The 18893-nt window shown below is 51.6% G+C and carries 16 protein-coding genes and 2 riboswitches; of the genes, 10 read left to right on the top strand and 6 right to left on the bottom strand.

Annotated features, from left to right (window positions below; all coding sequences use genetic code 11):
- Positions 1 to 119 precede the first annotated feature (119 nt).
- Complete coding sequence (locus tag FN808_RS03415; RefSeq protein ID WP_142713150.1) at positions 120 to 1175, bottom strand: YncE family protein; 1056 nt, start codon at positions 1173 to 1175, stop codon at positions 120 to 122.
- A gap of 9 nt (positions 1176 to 1184) precedes the next feature.
- A complete protein-coding gene (locus FN808_RS03420) occupies positions 1185 to 3110 on the bottom strand; it encodes a TonB-dependent receptor plug domain-containing protein (RefSeq protein WP_142713151.1) in 1926 nt (641 codons plus the stop codon).
- Between the two features lie 41 nt (positions 3111 to 3151).
- Positions 3152 to 3387, bottom strand: a riboswitch (cobalamin riboswitch).
- A gap of 261 nt (positions 3388 to 3648) precedes the next feature.
- Here FN808_RS03420 and FN808_RS03425 point away from each other — a divergent pair.
- From FN808_RS03425 to FN808_RS03440, 4 genes are all read left to right on the top strand, one after another.
- Positions 3649 to 4026, top strand: coding sequence for a hypothetical protein (locus tag FN808_RS03425; RefSeq protein ID WP_142713152.1), 378 nt, complete (start codon positions 3649 to 3651; stop codon positions 4024 to 4026).
- A 217-nt stretch (positions 4027 to 4243) separates the two neighbouring features.
- Complete coding sequence (locus FN808_RS03430; protein ID WP_142713153.1) at positions 4244 to 4468, top strand: hypothetical protein; 225 nt, start codon at positions 4244 to 4246, stop codon at positions 4466 to 4468.
- An 84-nt stretch (positions 4469 to 4552) separates the two neighbouring features.
- Positions 4553 to 5104, top strand: a complete 552-nt coding sequence (locus tag FN808_RS03435; RefSeq protein ID WP_142713154.1) for a peroxiredoxin family protein — start codon at positions 4553 to 4555, stop codon at positions 5102 to 5104.
- Between the two features lie 25 nt (positions 5105 to 5129).
- Positions 5130 to 6953 carry a protein-disulfide reductase DsbD family protein gene (locus FN808_RS03440; protein ID WP_142713155.1) on the top strand — a complete coding sequence of 608 codons (1824 nt, stop codon included), beginning with the start codon at positions 5130 to 5132 and terminating at the stop codon, positions 6951 to 6953.
- Positions 6954 to 7256: 303 nt separating this feature from the next.
- Here FN808_RS03440 and FN808_RS03445 read toward each other — a convergent pair whose 3' ends face one another.
- Genes FN808_RS03445 through FN808_RS03455 form a run of 3 tightly spaced genes read right to left on the bottom strand, consistent with a single transcriptional unit; the run spans position 7257 to position 10569 of the window.
- Positions 7257 to 8303 (bottom strand): ABC transporter ATP-binding protein, encoded by a 1047-nt coding sequence (locus FN808_RS03445; RefSeq protein ID WP_221929891.1) that lies wholly within the window; start codon positions 8301 to 8303, stop codon positions 7257 to 7259.
- On the bottom strand, positions 8303 to 9379 hold the full coding sequence (locus FN808_RS03450; protein ID WP_350354183.1) for an iron ABC transporter permease: 1077 nt from the start codon (positions 9377 to 9379) through the stop codon (positions 8303 to 8305). Before FN808_RS03450 ends, FN808_RS03445 begins: the two co-directional genes overlap by 1 nt.
- Positions 9379 to 10569, bottom strand: a complete 1191-nt coding sequence (locus tag FN808_RS03455; protein ID WP_142713158.1) for an ABC transporter substrate-binding protein — start codon at positions 10567 to 10569, stop codon at positions 9379 to 9381. The genes FN808_RS03450 and FN808_RS03455 overlap by 1 nt, the downstream gene beginning before the upstream one ends.
- Positions 10570 to 10594: 25 nt before the next feature.
- A riboswitch (cobalamin riboswitch) is annotated at positions 10595 to 10819 on the bottom strand.
- A 257-nt stretch (positions 10820 to 11076) separates the two neighbouring features.
- Between FN808_RS03455 and FN808_RS03460 the strand changes: the two genes are divergently transcribed.
- The 5 genes from FN808_RS03460 to FN808_RS03480 all read left to right on the top strand — a co-directional run bounded on the left by FN808_RS03460 (position 11077) and on the right by FN808_RS03480 (position 17176).
- Positions 11077 to 12960, top strand: coding sequence for an ABC-F family ATP-binding cassette domain-containing protein (locus FN808_RS03460; RefSeq protein ID WP_142713159.1), 1884 nt, complete (start codon positions 11077 to 11079; stop codon positions 12958 to 12960).
- Positions 12938 to 13219, top strand: coding sequence for a Smr/MutS family protein (locus FN808_RS03465; protein ID WP_142713160.1), 282 nt, complete (start codon positions 12938 to 12940; stop codon positions 13217 to 13219). Before FN808_RS03460 ends, FN808_RS03465 begins: the two co-directional genes overlap by 23 nt.
- A 154-nt stretch (positions 13220 to 13373) precedes the next feature.
- Complete coding sequence (locus tag FN808_RS03470) at positions 13374 to 15206, top strand: MutS family DNA mismatch repair protein (protein ID WP_142713161.1); 1833 nt, start codon at positions 13374 to 13376, stop codon at positions 15204 to 15206.
- 293 nt (positions 15207 to 15499) lie between these two features.
- Positions 15500 to 16456, top strand: a complete 957-nt coding sequence (locus tag FN808_RS03475) for a threonine/serine dehydratase (protein WP_142713162.1) — start codon at positions 15500 to 15502, stop codon at positions 16454 to 16456.
- Between the two features lie 39 nt (positions 16457 to 16495).
- Positions 16496 to 17176: an SIMPL domain-containing protein gene (locus tag FN808_RS03480; protein ID WP_142713163.1), complete on the top strand. Its 681-nt coding sequence runs from the start codon at positions 16496 to 16498 to the stop codon at positions 17174 to 17176.
- Between the two features lie 105 nt (positions 17177 to 17281).
- On the opposite strand, the gene FN808_RS03485 is transcribed toward FN808_RS03480, so the two are convergent.
- The gene (locus FN808_RS03485) at positions 17282 to 17917 is read right to left on the bottom strand and encodes an arylesterase (protein WP_142713164.1); all 636 of its coding nucleotides are present in this window, start codon (positions 17915 to 17917) and stop codon (positions 17282 to 17284) included.
- Between the two features lie 242 nt (positions 17918 to 18159).
- Here FN808_RS03485 and FN808_RS03490 point away from each other — a divergent pair, with 242 nt between their 5' ends.
- The gene (locus FN808_RS03490; protein WP_142713165.1) at positions 18160 to 18882 is read left to right on the top strand and encodes an ABC transporter ATP-binding protein; all 723 of its coding nucleotides are present in this window, start codon (positions 18160 to 18162) and stop codon (positions 18880 to 18882) included.
- Positions 18883 to 18893: the final 11 nt, after the last annotated feature.

The raw sequence follows: 18893 nt of genomic DNA on the forward strand, positions 1-18893 counted from the left end.
TACCTCAGATTATCTGCTGTCATAAGAAAGCCCCGGACTGATCTCCAAGCCGGGGCCGTAATACCATCTTGTAATTTACTCATTCGCACACTAGCATTATAACGAAGCGGCCGGGGGCTTTAGTTTACGATAAAGTGAAATATTCTGGGTGCAATCCCCACCGTAAACGAATCCACGGCCGTACCGCTGAGCTCATATATCAATGCCTGCCCGTTCTGGCTGTATCCCCTGCTGTCTCCCACATAGATCCGCCCCTCGGTAGGCATGTATTCTATGCTGCTAAAAGTGCGGTCAATGAAGCGGGCTTCCTTCACCTCGTAGGTATTCATATCAACAACCGAAACAGCCTCGTCAATCAAGTAGGCCTCTGCCCCCTCATTATTAAGCGCAATATCCGAGGGGTGTCCCCCTGTCTGGATGGAATCGATGACCGTTGCCGAGCCCCCGTCCAGAATATAAACGCTGCCCGGAACATCGTTGGCGGGATCCCGTTCCCAGTTCTCATCATAAGCGATCTTTCCGCTGCATACCACCCAGAGGCGGTTGGACACATCCAGGGCTATTTCTGCTGGCCCCGCCCCCACCTCAATGGTATCCATGACGGTATCAGATGAGGCGTTGACCACGGTGATGGTATTGGCACTGCCCGATCCGCTGTTTGCCACATAGACCATATTTCCCAGGCGAACCATGCTTCGCGGCTGCGAGCCCACCGCAATCGCTGTATCTGTTTCCTCAAAATCCTGAACATTAACCACCGTGACGGATCCGTCGTACAGGTTGCTTACATACCCCACCTCCTCATTGATAAGCTCAAAATCGGTTGGAGTGGTCGACATTTCAATGGTACCGATACTTTCCAGGGTACCGACCTCGGTCACTTCTATTTTGTTAGCCTCATTCAATACGATATAGAGCCGTTCACCGCGAATCTTGACCGATTGAATGATCCCCGCCAGCGGCCGGCCGTTGGCTTCCTCGAAAGCAGACTGCAGGCTGCTGCCCGATTCGGGATCATAGCTGGTGATGCTGCCGCTGGCATCACTGAAATTGCCCTCATTGCTAACATATACGGTAGCCAGTTCCAGTGGATCGGGGTTGTTCCCCGTGTCTCCCAGGCAGGAAGTGAAGATTGAGGCACTTAATAAAAAAAACAGGACGTATCTTACGTTCATAATGGAGTTTTATAGATGATAGGTTGCTGTTAAGGAAAAAGAAAAATTCCGTTGGGGCATGGCATACCACTGAATGATCTCGTAGTTGGTATTGAACAGGTTGTTGATTCCGCCCTGCACCGAAATGTTGAACGACCAGATCTCCCTTTCGGCCTGTAACCGGAGATCCAGAAGCTGGTATGGATCCAGTGAATCGCGCCGGTCTTCGGTATCCGTGGTAAAACGGCGTCCCACAGCCCGGTACTGCAAAAGAGCCGATCCCATCCCCTTCTGAAGGCTGACCGATGCCTGGTATTTCCACTTGGGGGTATATCGCGCCTGGTGCCCCACCGCGGCATCACCGGGAAAGCGGGGCTTCGTAATTTCTGTACGATTCAGGCTGCCCGACTGTTCGGCCCGGACCTGCCAATCAGCTGGCAGGGGCAGGCTGCTCTCGGTATGGATTTCTACGCCGCGGGTCCTCAGCTGCTCAACATTGGATGGAGAATACACCCCGTCAGGCCCCGGATACCATCGTATTCCGTTGTCCACTTCGCTATAATAGCCCGTCAGTTCGACCGATGAAAAAACCGGGAGATACCGGGGAGTAAGGATGAATCCCACTTCCGCGGTATTGCTTCGCTCTGCTTTTAAATTCGGATCGCCCCCCTGCCCCCAGTAAAGGGCATTAAAGGTGGGGGGATTAAAGTCGCGGCTCAGCTGTCCCCGCACAAACAAGCTGTTGGCCCGCAGTTCATAATTTACTCCCAGCGAAGGACTCAAAACCGCACCGAAGTCGCTATAGGCATCCATCCGCAGGGCCGGGTAGATCCGCATGCGATGATCCAGGAAGGTCATTTCGGGGTTCGTAAGTATGCTGAGCTGCCGGCGCCCCCTGGAGGACACATAATTGCCATTGTCAACCCCTGTTAAAGCGGTGCTGACTTCCCCTTTCATCAGCAGATGCTGGCCCACGGAAGACCGGATATTAGAGCTTACCAGCCAGCGCCGATGCGTGCTCAGGCTTCGCGTATTCAGCTGTGAATCAAAATAATCAAGCTCCACCCGTTCCAGGAAATTACGGATCGACACTTCGGCCGTCCCCCAGTGCGTCCGGTACGTGCTCAGCCAGCGGAGCGACTGATCCTCCTGCCGGGCCTTGCTGTCATCTTGCAAGACATTGCCTGGAATTTGATTTTTGCTGTCCGCAATCCAAACCACGGATTTCCATGGGGAGGAACCATCACCGCCTCCCAGGCTGGCCATGACATGCATCCGCTCAGTGCGATTGTGCCTCCTTTTCTCCAGTTGGTCATAGGCCCGGTTGTAATACTGAAAATCATTTTCGGAATATTCGTACAGCCCGCGTACGGAAAACCGGAGGTTGTCGGTGGTATAGCCAGATTGCACCGAGGTCTGCCATTGTCCAAATGAGCCAGTGCCCTGCCGTGCTGAAAAATAATCCCGCTGCTCCCAGTCCGATCCCAAATACAGGGCCCCCGAAAGGCTGCCTCCCCCAAAGGCACTGCTGGGGGTTCCGGAGCTAACCTGTACCTCCGAGAAGAAACTGGCCGGCAGCAGGGAGAGGTCTGTTTGTCCCAGCAGCGGACTGTTGATCGGGATACCTTCCCAGAGTACCTGAATCTGCTCGGAGGAAAGCCCCCGCTGTGATGCCGTAGCCATACTTCCGGGGCCCTGTGATTTGATGAACAGTGAGGAATGTGAGGCCAACAGCCGGTCAATCGAAACATCCTGCATAAGACGAAGCTGCATGGAATCAATCACTCCCACGCGGGTGGGCTGGTACTCCAGCGGCTGCTCGATACGAGTGGCTACCACCTCGACCTCCTTCAGTAGAAGGGTATCGGCAATCGTCTGGCTGAAGGCAGCCTGATTAAAAAGCATGACAACACACAACCCAAGGGCTGCGCTGAACGGTCTGTATATTAGGGTCATAAAAATGTCCTCGCAGAAACTTTAACTCCCGAAAGTTCCTCAAGAAATAGGATCGTTTGGCAGGTCTTCTGGCTCATCCTGCTGTCCGGCCTTCCCATCCGCCGGTTGGCAGACAGTGGCAAAAGGTTGGAGACAGCTTTGCAATGGATTCACAGTTGCGGGTACAGCTTCCGAATTTCCGTCACAAAAAAGTGACCGATCACGGAATTCCCTTTTCAGCTTCCCCCTGCTCCATTGACGGGAGCGAGGGCAGGCAACCAATACACTATTTCAAAGAGCGTAAACAAGGTAGGAGGTTTTCGATTAAAATGAAACTCCGTTCCTGTTCTTTGGTCCCGCCTGATAATAATCAGTGATGCCTGGGCTTAGCGGGAAGTCAAGATAATATTAGCCAATGTGCGCTTCCCCCACAGGCATGTGATGGAAAAACATTGGCCAAATTACATACTCTCAATTAATATTTATATCTTAGCATCAGATTTTCATGCGACGTCCCCGGTCAACAGACCGTGGGTGCTTTATTAAAAACGTTTCCCGATTGACTTATTTCGCCAAACATAGTGCTTTCCTATTGCTGGTCATTTTTGCCGCTCATGCTGTAGCCGGCAATACCACAAAGGCTTTTTCACCTTCCTCGCCCCTCTCCGGTGCAGACACATTGCAGTCCCGGACCCTGTGCGTGGACTATGAAAACCATTTTACACCGGAAAATGACCAGCCCTCCGGCAAAAAACAGCCGGTTGGGTCGACTTCGTGCAATACCCTCTCACAGATTTTACCAGCAAATTATATCTTCCTTCTTTTTCCAGACAGCGAGAGTGATGTTTTCAAAAACAGCCTGCTCTTGCCTGCATCACAGTCTTTTGTACTTCAGGAGCCTGACCCACCCCGCCTGCCCTCTCTATATGCCGGCTGATATCTGGTTTCCTTTCACCAGCCAGCATTTCTTAATCCGCCGCTTCCGAGAGCAGAAAAATAATGCACCGGCACTAACCGGTCATTAGCGCGCGGATTACAAGTCCCCTTTTTAACAGGTTACAGCTTTTCCAACAGCCAGAGGCGTGCAACATCCACTGTTCCTCCGGTCTGTGGGATAGCATGGCCGTGCAATACAAAAACCGTAGGATTTTTCCATGCATTACTTTAATAATCACAAGGAAACAGGTCTCATACTGGCTGTGTTTATCATCCTCCTGATTGCGGGATTTGATATACTCAGACAGCAACATGAGGCTTCCAGGTTTACCAAGGCCGGGGCTTCCCTGCTCCCCTCCCATAAATCCGGCGGGGCGGGACGGTGCAATATTCCAACTTATGAAGAGTACTATGGCACCCCCCTGTCAAAGACGAAGCAGTAGCTCCTTTGCGGGAACCAGCTACCAACAGTTCCCGCTGCCTTCATTACAAACACTTTCTCAAAACCCATTAGAACTCTATTAACCATGTTTTATCCAAAACAAAGAACATTCTTCATGCTCATCATGATAACTGCGGCCGCGCTCCTCGGCGGGTGTACGACCGACCAGTCACCTGAAAAGCAGCAGGCGGCGGCTGTCGGCACGGGCGAATCCAGCGAGCTTAAGGACGCCCCGAATTTTACCCTCAAGACGATGGACAATAGTCCTTTCACCCTGTCCGACCACAAGGGCAAGGTTGTCGTACTCAACGTATGGGCTACCTGGTGCCCGCCCTGCCGCAAAGAAATTCCCGACTTCATTGAGATACAGAAAAAGATGCGGGATGAGGGCGTACTGTTCGTAGGGGTCTCCGTCGACAAGGAGGGCTGGGAGGTTGTCCGCCCTTTTGCAAAAGAATACGGCATCAACTATCCGCTGGTCGTCGATGACGGCACCGTCCGTCAAAAGTACGGCCCCCTGCGAGGGATTCCAACCACCTTCATCATCAACAAGAAGGGCAAAGTGGAATATGTGGCACCCGGTATGATAAACCGTGAAGCGCTGCAGCCCGCCCTGGAAGAGATAGCCCGCCGATAACTGAATAAAAAAGAACTTACCTGTTATGATTCTATCCAAGCTCAATTCTCCTGTTTTATTATTTTTATTCCTGCTGGCAAGCGCTTATTCGGCTCATGGCCAAGCTGCCGGCACCGGTACTGGGTCCACGCTGGACAAGGTCAAAATCAAGTCGGCTGTCAGATACGACACCCTCGCTTCCGGTGAAGAGGCACAGTTTGCCGTCATCATGGACATCAAGGAAGGCTGGCACTTGAACGCCCACAACCCTACGCTGGACTACCTTATCGGCGTTGACCTGAGCATCGATGCCAGCAGCCATGCGATCGTGTCAGACATCCAATACCCCAGGCCGAAGCAGATGAAATTTGCTTTCGCCCAAGATGTTCTTGACGTGTACGAGGGCACAGCGGTGATACTGGCCAAGCTGAAAACTCCCGGCGACCTTCCCTCCGGTGCCTATAGCTTGACCGGCACATTGCAGGTGCAGGCATGCAGCGACAACGTATGTCTGCCTCCCTCGAATGTAAATCTGGAGTTTCCCCTCACCATCGGAGAACAGACGGCAGCCTCAGTCCGAACTGAATTGTTCGAGGAGCTGGCAAACCGTAAGTCGGCGACCCTCTCTTCCGGCAACAACCAAATTGCCTCTGTATTTAACCAGCAGGGCACTTTCTGGGCCTTTTTCAGTATCTTCCTCATTGGTCTGGCCCTGAACCTTACGCCCTGCGTATACCCGATGATGTCTGTGACCGTCTCCCTCTTTGGAGGCCAGACAACCCGTAAGTCTCCCTCTGCGGTTGCTGCCTTCAGCAAGGCGCTGGTCTACGTACTGGGCATCGTGTTCATGTACAGTACCCTTGGGGTCATGGCTGCCTATACCGGCGAACTTTTCGGAAACTGGCTTCAGAGTCCATGGGTGCTGGCCGGCATTGGGTTGTTAATCTTTCTGCTGTCGCTGAGCATGTTTGGCCTCTTTGAGCTGCAGCCTCCGTCATGGATGATGCAGAAGCTTGGCAAAACCCAGCAGGCCTCCGGCTATATCGGACATTTTCTTTCCGGGCTCCTGGTCGGGATTTTTGCGGCCCCCTGCATCGGTCCGCCCGTCATTGCCCTGCTGGCCTTTGTAGGCGCCCAGGGAAGCCCCCTGTTTGGATTCATCACTTTCCTCGTAATGGCTCTGGGCCTCGGCCTGCCCTATCTTATTCTCGGCACCTTCAGCGGTCTGCTTACCAAGATGCCCAAGTCGGGCGTCTGGATGGTCTGGGTGAAGAAGGTTTTCGGAGTCATGCTTGTAGGCATTGCCCTCTTCTACCTGTCACTGGCCTTTACCCCTGGCTACTCCATGTATGCCATACTGGTTGCCCTTGTTTTCGGCGGGGTCTACCTGGGTTTTATAGAACGATCGGGCCATCAACGACAAGTATTTCGATGGATCAAATACGCCGCCGGTACCGGGGCCCTGATCAGTGCCTTCCTGCTCTTTCAAAACCTCCAGAAAGAGAACGTTAAATGGCAAGCCTATGACAGCGAGCTGATCGAAAAGACCGATAAACCCATCATGCTCGACTTCTATGCCGACTGGTGTATCCCCTGTATTGAACTGGACCGCAAAACATTTACCGATGGCCGGGTCATTGACGAAACGGAATCTTTTCTGCGCATGAAGGTGGACCTCACCCATTTTGATTCCAGGCGGGCCGGGGAACTGCGCCGTAAATATGACATTGCCGGCGTTCCCACCATTCTGTTTCTGGACGCTGAAGGTCAGGAAATAGAATCCGCGCGCGTAACAGGCTTCCTCGAGGCCGATCGCTTCCTCAAACGGGTAGAAGAAGCCAAACAAACCGGGGGGGACCATAGTGAATAAGCTCCAGCCGGAGAATGGATAGAGCTTTAAAAACATAGATCGGCAACAGGTGCGGGATACGTCCTGCCAAATCGTATCCCGTCCCCCTATCCGGGAGCCGGTAGTAAAGGCGACCGTGATCCCTTCCCATATAATTCCCGGGACACTTATTCCGCCAAGGTGTCACTGGTATCGCAAGCCGGTACCCTGCCTATCGCACCGGGGTACTAAGTGAATGGCTTGGTACCCTCATTCTATATGACAGCCTTTTATTTTATTGTATTCCCATCATCCAGGCCAGCGTCTCCAGGTCGGTGTATAAACTCATGGCGCATCTTTGGCTTCATCGAGGCGTGACAGCTCCACGAGCAATTCCCTGACCGACGAATGACTATACGCATCTCCTCGGCATTGTATAATCCAGCTGAAGCCGCATATACGCTGGTTAACTGCGATCTCTATCCGGATATCACCTTTCTCAGATTCATTAACACGGTAGCCGGAACGTTCCAGGGCGCGCCGGGTCCAGAACGTGCCTGTGGGGTCACCACTGAGAAACACGGGGCCCCGGGAGGGCTCATGGAGCCTGACAGATCCTGTTGAGCGGTCAAAGTCAAAACCCGCCTGCTCAAATACCGCTTCGAAAGTGCCATCCAGGACCAGGTCTTCCGGCGTTCCGGCCGTTATCCTTCCCTTCTGATTGAGCAGCCACAATGTATCGGCCGCCTTCAGAGCCAGGTCCAGCTCATGGGTCGACAACAGCACAGCTTTCCCCGTCTCATGGGCCAGCGCTCGCAGCAGCCGAATGGTGGCCACCCGGTTGGGAAGATCAAGGTGAGCAGTCGGCTCATCCAACAGAATGGCCGATGTATCCTGGGCAAGGGAACGAGCGATCATGACCTTCTGCCGCTCCCCGTCACTCAAGTGAAGCACATCACGCTCCCTGAGATGGGCAATACCCGCCGACTCAATGGCCCACGCAACCCTTTCTTCATCCTCCGGGCTCAGCGAACCGAACCATCCCGTATAGGGCGAGCGGCCGAATGCCACCAAGTCGTAGACGCTGATATTGCCGATCGTCAGACGGTCGGTGAGCACCGTGCTAACCCTGCGAGAAATTTCCTTGACTGAAAGATCGGTTATATGCTCTCCCGACAGGTATATGTTCCCGTCCAGCGGAGCATGCAATCCGGCAAGCGTACGAATAAGGGTCGACTTCCCCGATCCATTGGGACCCAGCAGGCAGACTACCTCACCCCGCCGCAAGTTTATATCAATATGGTCGGCAACAGTCAGTGAGGCCCGCCTGCGCCCCGCAGAGCGGAATCCGATCGCCAGATCCCGGGATGATATGGCGCTTTGCTCCTCCATCAAAATGCGGCCTTGAGGTTTTTTCGCCTGATGATCACCCAGATGACTACCGGCGAACCGATCATGGAGGTGACCGCGCTGATAGGCAGGGTAATCGTCGAACCCGGCATCTGGGCTATGATGTCACAGGCCAGCAAAAGCAGTGCACCCATCAGCAGCGTACCCGGGATAAGTACGCGATGTTCATTGGTCCCCAGCAGCGACCGCGTCAAATGAGGAACAGCGATGCCCACAAAACCGATAGGCCCACAAAAAGCCGTGATGCCCCCTGCCAGCAGGCTTGTACTGATGATAATCCAGAGGCGGGCCCGGGAAACGGGAATCCCCATGCTCCGTGCATAGTTTTTCCCCAGAAGCAGTCCATTCAACGGCTTTGAGAGCACCATGGCAATACCTCCTCCGGCCACGGTCACAACCCCCAGCACCCAGAGCTGTCCAAGAGAAACCCCTCCCAGACTTCCAAATGTCCAGATCAGGTAATCCTGTATCTGCTCGGGTCGACTGAAATACTGCCAGATGCTGACCAGGGCAATGGTCATATTTCCAACCATCAGACCGATGATAAGAAGCGTGATGTTGTCCCGCACCTTCAGGGAAATCAGGAGTATAAGCAGCAAGACAACTGCTGACCCCACGCTGGCCGCCAAAATAATGACTCCGCTTCCCAAAACCGATAGCTGCCGAATTGCAAAGACCGTGGTAATGCTCCCGGCCGCAAGCATCACCACAGCCACCCCGAGGCTTGCTCCTGCCGTAATACCCAGCACGGAGGGACCTGCCAGCGGATTGCGGAAAAGCGTTTGCATTAGAAGTCCGCTTACAGCAAGTGCACTGCCAGCCATTACGGCCGTTGCAGCCCGCGGAAGGCGAATATTGATCACAATCTTTTCCCAGGCGGTATTCCCCGCCTCCCCGCCCATCAGGATATCCAGGAGTTCAGGAAACGGGATGGAAACGGAGCCGAGGGAAAGGTTCAGTACAAAGAGAATCGCCACCGCTGACGTCAGTCCCAGAAAATAGAGCGGGTGCACCTTCCCCTGAGACCTGATCCCATTATTTGACAGCTGATCGCCCATCATTTCACCTGCTGATAAAAATAAAGCTCATGATCGGGCAGTGTCCCCGGATGAAAAATCTTAATGAGATCAGCCAGTACGACATCCGGCCGGACGACGCCTTTCTCCCAGTAGTCATTGGCCCCGGATTCACTGGACCGGCGATAGTTGTGATAGATCTCCCCCCTCCTGAACGGTTTAAAATCGCGGAAGCGTTCGTCCCTGGCTGTAATCGCTTCCCGGGTTTTTGCACTGCCGGGATTCAACCATATGTCTGCCTTCAGCCCCTGTTCGTATACCGCCTCAAATGCCTTGCGAAGCCCTCCGCTCTCGGCAGAATCCGACCAGGGATAAGCAGCCCCGGCGTCTTTGAGATACCGGGCCGTAAAACTACCACCTCCCGGGACAAACCAGGTCCCCTTGTACGGCATGTTATTGATAACCAGCGGCTTGTTACCACCCGCATTAACCGTATCCTTCAATGAGTGATATCGCCGTGCCACCTCTTCAAACTTCCGGTTAGCGAGCTCCTCTTTATTCAGCAAGGCAGCCAATACCTTGACCCACTCCGCCTTGCCAAGCGGCGTTGTCTCCAGCCACTCGGCATTGACCACCAGGTCAATACCCGCATCCATCAGCACACGGTATTTGTCAAGCTCCGATGACTGTCCTCCTGAAATCATCAGCAGATCAGGATTGAGCTCCAGCACCTTTTCCATATTAAGCTCCCCCCCCGGCAAGTCAGCTGTTGCGCCCCTTCTAATCCTCTGCCGTACCTTCCGGTTATATACATACTCTCCTCCGGTTACCCCGGCGAGTATGTCATTCGCCTTCAGCATATCGGTAAGGGCGATGTGGGTTACCGAAGTCGCAATCATGCTCTGCACCGGGATGGCTATTTCATATGTATTATTTACATTAATATTTTCTTCTAATTCTTTTTGTACCAAGGAATAGCGTATGGTATCAACCTTGTCTTGAAACGGCTTCAGTATTTCAAGCAGCTTATAGTTTTGATGGTAACTTATTCGAAAACCCTCGGCATACTCCGCCTGGACCTTGTGGGGAAAGGCAGCCGCGTCTCCGGCTGTTTTATAATTATTTGGCTTGTCATCAGAAGACGAAGGGGCACAGGCTGTTACACCTATAAATGAAATAAGTATGATCGAACGAAAATGAAGGTATATTTCAAGGAGGCGTCGTGGCGACATAGGTACAGCTTTTCTCCCGAAAGCTTTTCCATCATCATCAGCGGCAGGTCTTCTGGCTTACTCCGCTCTTGACAACCTTCCCGCCCCGAAGCCGCGGCAGTGGTATTGAAGGATCAAAAGTTTAAGGAGATTACAGCAGCGGGGACTGCTCCGGATTCTCTGCCTGCCATCAATACAGGCGGACTGATCACCGGATTCCCTTTTAACGCCCCAATAGCATTTTGGGACGACCGTCCATGAATCAGTATGTTAAAAATGGCATTTTAAAGTAACAGTATTCTTCCACAGAAACCAATGTGAAAATCAGATCCTATAAAATTTTTATATAAATGCCATATCCCTTTATCATTCATCTAATTTAACTATTATAAATATCGATAATTCACTTCTCTTCCTTTTTTCCCCTCCTAAAACCGAAGGCATTCTGCCCGGTATGTGACTCACCATTTCTTTTCTTATCTTCCCACACAGAAAGAAATTCATTTTAAATCTCGCTGCACTCCATTCATGACCTACCTGTCCACAGAAAACCTAGCTAAAAACTACGGCATCAAGGTACTCTTTGAAGACCTGTCTTTTGGAATTTCCAGGGGAGACAAAACAGCCCTTGTTGCTGAAAACGGTACGGGAAAATCCACCCTCCTAAAAATACTGGCGGGCCGTGAAACCCCCGACGCGGGAAAGGTAATGGTTCAAAACGATGTGAGCATCGGTTTTCTGGAACAGGATCCGGATCTTGACGAAACCAAAACCATCCGTTCCTTCATTGCCCAAAGCGACAACAAAATGGTGCAGCTCATCCAGCAGTATGAGCAAGCAGCCCACGAGCAGGCCGAAAATTACAACGATGACACCCGTCGGGCCTTCGAAAAGGCGGCAACAGCCATGGATGCCGCCGATGCGTGGGACTACGAGCAGCGAATGGAGCAGATCCTGGGCAAACTTAATATTCATGATCTTGACCAGTCGATCGCCACGCTGTCAGGCGGCCAGCGCAAACGGGTTGCCCTTGCCTTCGTGTTGCTGAATGACCCCGATTTCCTCATTCTTGACGAACCCACCAACCACCTGGATGTGGATATGATTGAGTGGCTCGAAGAATATCTGCAGAACAGCAGCAAAACGCTGTTGATGGTAACCCACGATCGCTATTTCCTGGACCGCGTATGCAACCATATCATTGAGTTGGAGGACGGGAAACTCTATCATCACGACGGCAACTATCAATACTTCCTGGAAAAGCGGGCCGAACGGCAGGAAATAGAGCGCAAGAAACTGCACAAGGCCAACCAGCTTTATAAGAAGGAACTCGAATGGATGCGACGCTCGCCCAAAGCACGCACCAGCAAGTCCAAGTCGCGCATTGACGACTTCAAGGAACTTGAAGACCAGACCGATACCGGCCCGGAAGGTCCTGAACTCCGGCTCCGGATGGACATGCAGCGGATGGGAGGCAAGATCCTGGAACTGATCAACGTATCCAAGAGCTTCGGACAGGAAACCATCCTCGACAGTTTCTATTACGATTTTGAAAAAGGAGAACGGATCGGAATCATCGGTAAAAACGGGGCCGGCAAAAGCACCTTTCTGAAAATGCTCACCGGTGAAGAGCCGATCGATTCCGGTAAGATACGCACAGGCGAAACCATCGCTTTCGGCCACTATCGACAGGAAGGCCTTCAGTTTGATGAAGATCAGCGAGCCATCGATGTCATCGAAAGTGTTGCCAAAGTCATCAAGCTTGCCAGCGGCAAAAAGATTTCTGCCTCCCAGTTTTTAGAACATTTTATGTTCAGCCGGGAAATGCAGTACACGCCCGTGAAGAAACTTAGCGGGGGCGAAAAAAAGAGGCTCAGCCTGATGATGGTACTCATCCAGAACCCGAACTTCCTCATCCTCGACGAGCCGACCAATGACCTGGACCTGCTTACACTCAACAAGCTCGAAGAGTTTCTCCTGGCTTTTGAAGGATGCCTTATCCTTGTCTCCCACGACCGCTTCTTTATGGACAAGCTTGTTGAACACTACTTCGTGTTCGAGGGGGACGGGGAGATCCGCGACCACCATGGAACCTACGAGGAGTATCGCCGGCAAAAGAAAGCCCGCGAAGCCAAAACACGCAGCAGCCAGACGAAGCAAAGCGCCTCGAAGCCGAGCAAACCCAGCCAATCCAGCAGTGAGGGCCTGAGCTACAATGAGCGCCGGGAATACCGAAAACTGGAAGAGCGCATCGAGAAGCTGGAATCCAAGAAAGAAGCCCTGGAAACCCAGATTAGCAGCGGCGAGCTGGATCACGGTGAGCTACGTGAAAAATCAAATCGATACGCCGAACTGGAAAAAGAAATCGAAACCCATACGGAACGCTGGTTTGAACTTGCCGAACGAGCCTAAAGAACTGCCCATTGACGGCACGCTTGACCTTCATGCCTTCCGCCCGGAGGAACTGGGCTCTCTGATCCCCGCTTATATCGAAGAATGCCTCCGTAATGAAATTTTTGAAATTCGGATTATTCACGGCAAAGGAACAGGCAGCCTCCGGCGATCGGTCCACGCCCTGCTGGAACGCAACCCGCATGTGGAAAGCTATTCGCTGGCCGGTGACCGCAGCGGATGGGGCGCTACACTGGCATCCCTGAAAAAACCGGTATAATCATCTGCATTTTTATGCTGCTTTCTCTATTCTTCGTCTGGAATCAGACTATTCCCGGATATTCCAGAAAACATTCTGCTCGAAACAGCTGGCCGGCAGCCGGCAACAACCATTATCAGACGACGCAAACCATCGCCAGTAACTATTATTTCATATGCATGATTATACCCGCGACTCTTTACGACAAGCACTGAAGAACCAGGTTCGACGCCTGCAGCACAAAACCTCTTTACTGGATCGGCTCAGTGGCCGGCTGTCCATGATCCGCCTCGGCAGTTTTATAGGCGGACTGGCTCTTGTGTACCTGGCAGGGCGCCTGGGGCCCGAATGGCTTTTTTGGCTTGCCATCGCTTTATTTGTAGCCGGCTTCTGGCGACTGATAAAAATCCATAATCGCATTGATCAGGCCATTCAAAAATTTCGTACCTGGCAATCCATCCGCACTTCCCACCTCGCGCGGCAGGACCTCCACTGGGAGGAGCTCCCCTACCGGACTCCCTCCGATGACTACGCAGAACACCCCTATGCCAGCGATCTGGACATTATCGGAAAGCACTCGCTGCTACAGCTTATGGATACCACCACCTACCAGGGCAGCACCGACAGACTTGCTGCGTATCTGCTCGAAAGGGAACCCCAGCCCCAAGAGGTCGAATCGCGACAGGCCATCGTGAAAGAACTGACCGGCATGCCCACGTTCCGAGACTTTCTCCACCTCCAAGCCGAACTGAACCGCCGACAGGAGCTCGACAGCGACTGGACGCTGGAAGACCTTCTGCACCACTTGCAAGACTCCAGGGAAGTCAAATATACCTTCCCCCTGCTGCTTCTGGGCGGTCTCTCGGCCCTGAACATTATACTGGGTATCCTGTATCTGCTGGGCGTGATCGGACCCTACGTGGTTTTCAGCTGGGTGGCCTACCTGATCATCTACAACTTTAACAGTGAGAAAATACAGGGACTATATGATGAATCCTCGCAGATAGAGAAACTGCTCAGCCGGTTTAATGCGGTCCTTCACTTCCTGGAAACCTATGATTATCCCTCCAAATCGAGGATCAAAGAATTTTGTCGTCCGTTCTGGTCCGCCGGCTTCTCTCCTTCAAAATATATCAAACGCATTGTCCGTATTGCCGGGGCCGCATCATCCCAGCAGAGCGAAGTCGTCTGGGTACTGCTGAATTTTCTTGTTCCCTGGGACCTCTACTTCTCGCAGAAACTGAGTTCCTACAAGCAGGAGCTCGCTCCCAGGCTGGAGGAATGGATTTACCATTTTTATGAACTCGAAGCCTTCTCATCCATGGCGACCTTTGCTTGGCTTCACCCCGACTATACCTTTGCCCTGCCAAGCCCCCGTAACAAACAACCCCTGCACGCCTCTGCACTCGGCCACCCCCTCATTCCGCGCCAGCAGAAAGTAACCAACGATGTGACGATCGACAACAAGGGTGACATTCTGCTTATCACCGGATCCAACATGGCCGGAAAGAGCACCTTCCTGCGAACCATCGGGATTAACCTGGCCCTCTGCTTCAGCGGCGCACCGGCAAATGCAGCCTCCTTCTCAGCCCGGCCCTTTCGCCTGTTTACGAGTATCAACATCTCCGATTCGCTGGATGACGGCCTTTCCCATTTTTATGCAGAAGTAAAACGGCTCCGGACCTTGCTCGATCTTCTTGAGGATAATCACGACACGCCTGTCTTCTTTATGGTTGACGAAATATACCGGGGTACCAACAACCGGGAGCGTCTGCGCGGGAGCGAAGCCTTCCTGAAACGAGTGGCTGGAAAAAATGGGGTGGGACTTGTCTCCACTCACGACCTTGAGCTGGCACAGCTGGAAGACACCATTCCACAGTTAAGCAACTGGCATTTTGCCGAAACCATTGAAGAAGGCAAAATGAGTTTCGAATACAAGCTGAAACCCGGTCCCTGCCCCACAACAAACGCCCTTAAGATCATGGAGATGGAAGGACTTCCAGTATAAAGTAACCCATTGCTATTCAATATGCTACACTTATTATATAAGTTATTTTAAAACCATACTAAACCTACTTCAGGGGCCTGTCCCCTTACTCCCAAAAAGCAACATCTCTCCCCGGGTGATTCTGGTTTCCCGTGGAGCACCGGCAACTCATCCCGCATTAATAATACTGTTCCAGCTGAATATATTTTTCTTCCGTTTTTGAAGCATTCCATATCTTTTAGTAGCGTTGAGTAACTTTCAATCATTTCCGGGCTGCATTAACAAATGCCCGAATAACAGGACTGTTCATTCTTATGAATTTGCTTGAAGAAATAGCGAGTGCATACAATCGCATCCACAACGATATTTTCAACACCCCCCTGATCTATTCGCATTGGCTGAGTGACGCCTGCGACGGTGATGTCTATCTGAAACTTGAAAACGAACAGATAACCGGTTCATTCAAGGCACGTGGCAGCCTCAACAAACTTCGCTGGATGCAGGAACAACAGCAGGATAGCCTTCCAGTTACGGCCTCGACCGGAAATCACGGCCTTGGTTTTGCCAGGGCCTGCGATCTGCTGGGAATTGAAGGCAAGGTTTTCCTACCCCACAATGCTGCAGATTCCAAAATCAAGGCCATTCAAAATTACGGCATAGAAATCGTCTTTCATGGCGACGACCCTTTTGAAACGGAGACCCATGCCCGCGAGACTGCCCGCAAGCATCAGTGGACATATATTTCACCCTACAATGACATCCAGGTTATAGCAGGACAGGGAACCATTGGCCTGGAACTTATAAAACAGCTGCCCAAACCGGACAACATACTGGCAACCGTCGGTGGCGGCGGGCTCATCTCCGGCATAGGCTGCTATATGAAACATACATCTCCGGAGATCCGCATAACAGGCTGCCAGCCCGCCCGCTCTCCCGAGATGAGCAGATCCGTACAAGCCGGCGAATACCAGGCCGTGGAATCAAGGAAAACGCTGTCGGATGGATCGGCAGGCGGCTTTGAACGTGATTCCATCACCTTTGATTTGTGCAAACAGCTGGTGGATGATTTTATTCTGGTTTCAGAAGACGAAATCGCTGATGCCATTCGTTCTATGATCAGGTATCATCACAAGATCATAGAAGGTGCTGCCGGCGTGGCCATTGCGAGCCTGCTCAAAGAACCTGAACGCTATTCAGGACAGACCAATGTCATTATTGTATGCGGGTCAAATATATCTTATCAAACATTACAATCAATCATATCTTGTTGATATACAGTTAGTTAAAATTTTAACTTAAATTATTCTACTATGCGTTTATTAACGACAAGCCTTACCCTTCTGCTTTGTGTTGGATCTGCATTTGCTCAGGAAAACGCCCTCTCTGTCAATGCCAGCTCATCGGTCGAGGTACCAGCTGACGGAATAAACTTCAATATCAACATCAATGCCGAGGCCGGTTCACCGCAGGAAGCCTACGACCTGCACCAGCAGCGAGAAAAGGTACTGATTGACCTTCTCAGACAACACGATATTCCAGAAGAGGACATCCAGTTCGAACCGGTGGCTATCAACCGCGTGAGCACCCGCCGCGAGGACCCGGAAACCCGCGTTCGCACCCGACAGCAGGTCAGTCTCGGACTTTCGGATTTCACGGAATATGAAGCGATTCAGATCGCTTTGATAGAAAATGGCTATGATGAGTTCAGCGGCAATTTTACTTCTTCCGAATCCGATACTGGGCGAGATCAGGCACTCAAAGAAGCGTTAGGTATCGCCAGAAATAAAGCGGAATTGATTGCGCAGGAGAGTGATATAGTAATTACCTCAGTAAAATCTATTAATTATTCTCATCACGATGCCCCGCCTCGCCCCCTGCTGGAAGCAGCAGCATTCAGTGACAAATCCGCCGGCAGCCTGGTAACCGAATACGATCAGATGGTGACCGTGTCTGCCACGGTATCAATACAATACGATTTCAAACAGAAATGAATCTATAAAATACTTTAAGTGAACTATGTTATAAGTTGATACAAGATAAATATAAGGTACAGGAAATCCTCATACTATTGGGATGCTGCAGTTTGCCATACAAAATTATAGCTGTCTTTTTTTCTCCAGGATGGGTTTCAGAATCTCCCAGACATTTTCTGCTACCACTTTATGGCCTTCGGCTGTAGGATGTATGCCGTCGGATTGATTGAGGGCCCTGTCTCCTCCCACTCCCTGCAGCAGAAAAGGGATAAGCTGTACCTCATTGGTTTCTGCCAGTGCCGGGTACATCTGTTTAAACTCTTTCGTATACTCCGGGCCCAGGTTCGGCGGAACCTGCATCCCGGCCAGCATGACAGTGGCTTCGGGATTCTGCTTCCGAACCTTATCGATAATTTTCTGGAGATTGCTTTTGGTTACCTCCAGATCAATGCCCCGCAAACCGTCGTTACCGCCCAGCTCGAGCACAAAAACAGAAACGGGCTGACGCAGCATCCAGTCAATGCGGCGAAGCCCCCCCGCCGATGTTTCGCCACTGAGTCCCCCATTTACCACTTCGAAATCCCAGTTCAGGGAATCGATTTTCTGCTGTATGACAGCCGGGTAGGCTTCCTTTTTGTCTATGCCGTAGCCTGCCGTGATACTGTCACCAAAAAAAAGGATCCGGTGAGGCTCATCCTGGCCAACTGCCGTTAGCGTTACAAAAAGAAGCGTAACAAATAATGTAAAAAAACGTTTCATTAGTCTAATTAGTACGGATTAGGGGTTATCTTTGGAAATCAGGAAACGATTTTAGGCGTAGAATGATTCATTCATCTAAAGATATAGTCAACCTCCTGTGATTTTGGAAACCTATAAAAAACCGGTGTCTCCTGTTTGAAAAGTTGTCGCGAAAGTCTTCAGCACTGTCCTCACTGTTAACCGGCGGGTTGCCACTGATTTTCACTGTCTTATTAACCGATTTATAAACACTTTATTACTTTATGGATCCAAATCCAATTTTAGAAGTAACCAATCTCACGCAACAATTCAGCAGTGGAGATCACAAGCTTACCGTTCTGGACCATATCTCTTTTTCAGTAGACGAGGGAACCACCTGTGCCATTGTAGGTCCTTCGGGCAGCGGTAAGACAACCTTACTGGGACTCTGTGCGGGCCTGGACCGTCCAACGGAGGGAGAGGTGATCCTCAATGATATACCGCTGGAGCCACTCAGTGAGGATGAGCGGGCCGAGGTCCGAAACCAATACGTTGGATTTGTTTTTCAGACCTTTCAGCTGGTTCCCACCCTGACCGCCCTGGAGAATGTGATGGTTCCCCTTGAGCTGCGCGGGATGCGAACAGAGAAAGTGAAAGAAGATGCCCGGAAGCTGTTAACCGACGTCGGACTTGAGGATCGCATGCATCATTACGCCACCCAGCTATCCGGCGGTGAACAGCAACGCGTAGCCATTGCCCGTGCTTTTATCAACAAGCCCAGGATCCTTTTCGCGGATGAGCCGACGGGCAATCTGGACACTGAAACCGGACAAACCATAGAAAAGCTGCTTTTTGATCTGAACAAAATAAATGGTACCACGTTGATCCTGGTTACCCATGACCTCTCGCTTGCCGAACAGTGTCAGCGCACCATCCATCTGAAAAACGGGGCCATCTTCAAGGATGAATGGATTGACCGTGCTGAAGTGGAACAACTTAACCGTTAAATTGCCTTTTC

Source organism: Fodinibius sediminis, assembly GCF_900182555.1.
Classification (GTDB): domain Bacteria; phylum Bacteroidota; class Rhodothermia; order Balneolales; family Balneolaceae; genus Fodinibius; species Fodinibius sediminis.

Excerpts from the sequence above, each read along its gene's own strand:
- FN808_RS03445 (WP_221929891.1), bottom strand. The coding sequence starts at position 8,303 with ATGGAGGAGCAAAGCGCCATATCATCCCGGGATCTGGCGATCGGATTC.
- FN808_RS03430 (WP_142713153.1), top strand. The coding sequence starts at position 4,244 with ATGCATTACTTTAATAATCACAAGGAAACAGGTCTCATACTGGCTGTG.
- FN808_RS03485 (WP_142713164.1), bottom strand. The coding sequence starts at position 17,917 with ATGAAACGTTTTTTTACATTATTTGTTACGCTTCTTTTTGTAACGCTA.
- FN808_RS03475 (WP_142713162.1), top strand. The coding sequence starts at position 15,500 with ATGAATTTGCTTGAAGAAATAGCGAGTGCATACAATCGCATCCACAAC.
- FN808_RS03435 (WP_142713154.1), top strand. The coding sequence starts at position 4,553 with ATGTTTTATCCAAAACAAAGAACATTCTTCATGCTCATCATGATAACT.
- FN808_RS03480 (WP_142713163.1), top strand. The coding sequence starts at position 16,496 with ATGCGTTTATTAACGACAAGCCTTACCCTTCTGCTTTGTGTTGGATCT.
- FN808_RS03415 (WP_142713150.1), bottom strand. The coding sequence starts at position 1,175 with ATGAACGTAAGATACGTCCTGTTTTTTTTATTAAGTGCCTCAATCTTC.
- FN808_RS03420 (WP_142713151.1), bottom strand. The coding sequence starts at position 3,110 with ATGACCCTAATATACAGACCGTTCAGCGCAGCCCTTGGGTTGTGTGTT.
- FN808_RS03455 (WP_142713158.1), bottom strand. The coding sequence starts at position 10,569 with ATGTCGCCACGACGCCTCCTTGAAATATACCTTCATTTTCGTTCGATC.
- FN808_RS03490 (WP_142713165.1), top strand. The coding sequence starts at position 18,160 with ATGGATCCAAATCCAATTTTAGAAGTAACCAATCTCACGCAACAATTC.
- FN808_RS03450 (WP_350354183.1), bottom strand. The coding sequence starts at position 9,379 with ATGGGCGATCAGCTGTCAAATAATGGGATCAGGTCTCAGGGGAAGGTG.
- FN808_RS03460 (WP_142713159.1), top strand. The coding sequence starts at position 11,077 with ATGACCTACCTGTCCACAGAAAACCTAGCTAAAAACTACGGCATCAAG.
- FN808_RS03440 (WP_142713155.1), top strand. The coding sequence starts at position 5,130 with ATGATTCTATCCAAGCTCAATTCTCCTGTTTTATTATTTTTATTCCTG.
- FN808_RS03470 (WP_142713161.1), top strand. The coding sequence starts at position 13,374 with ATGCATGATTATACCCGCGACTCTTTACGACAAGCACTGAAGAACCAG.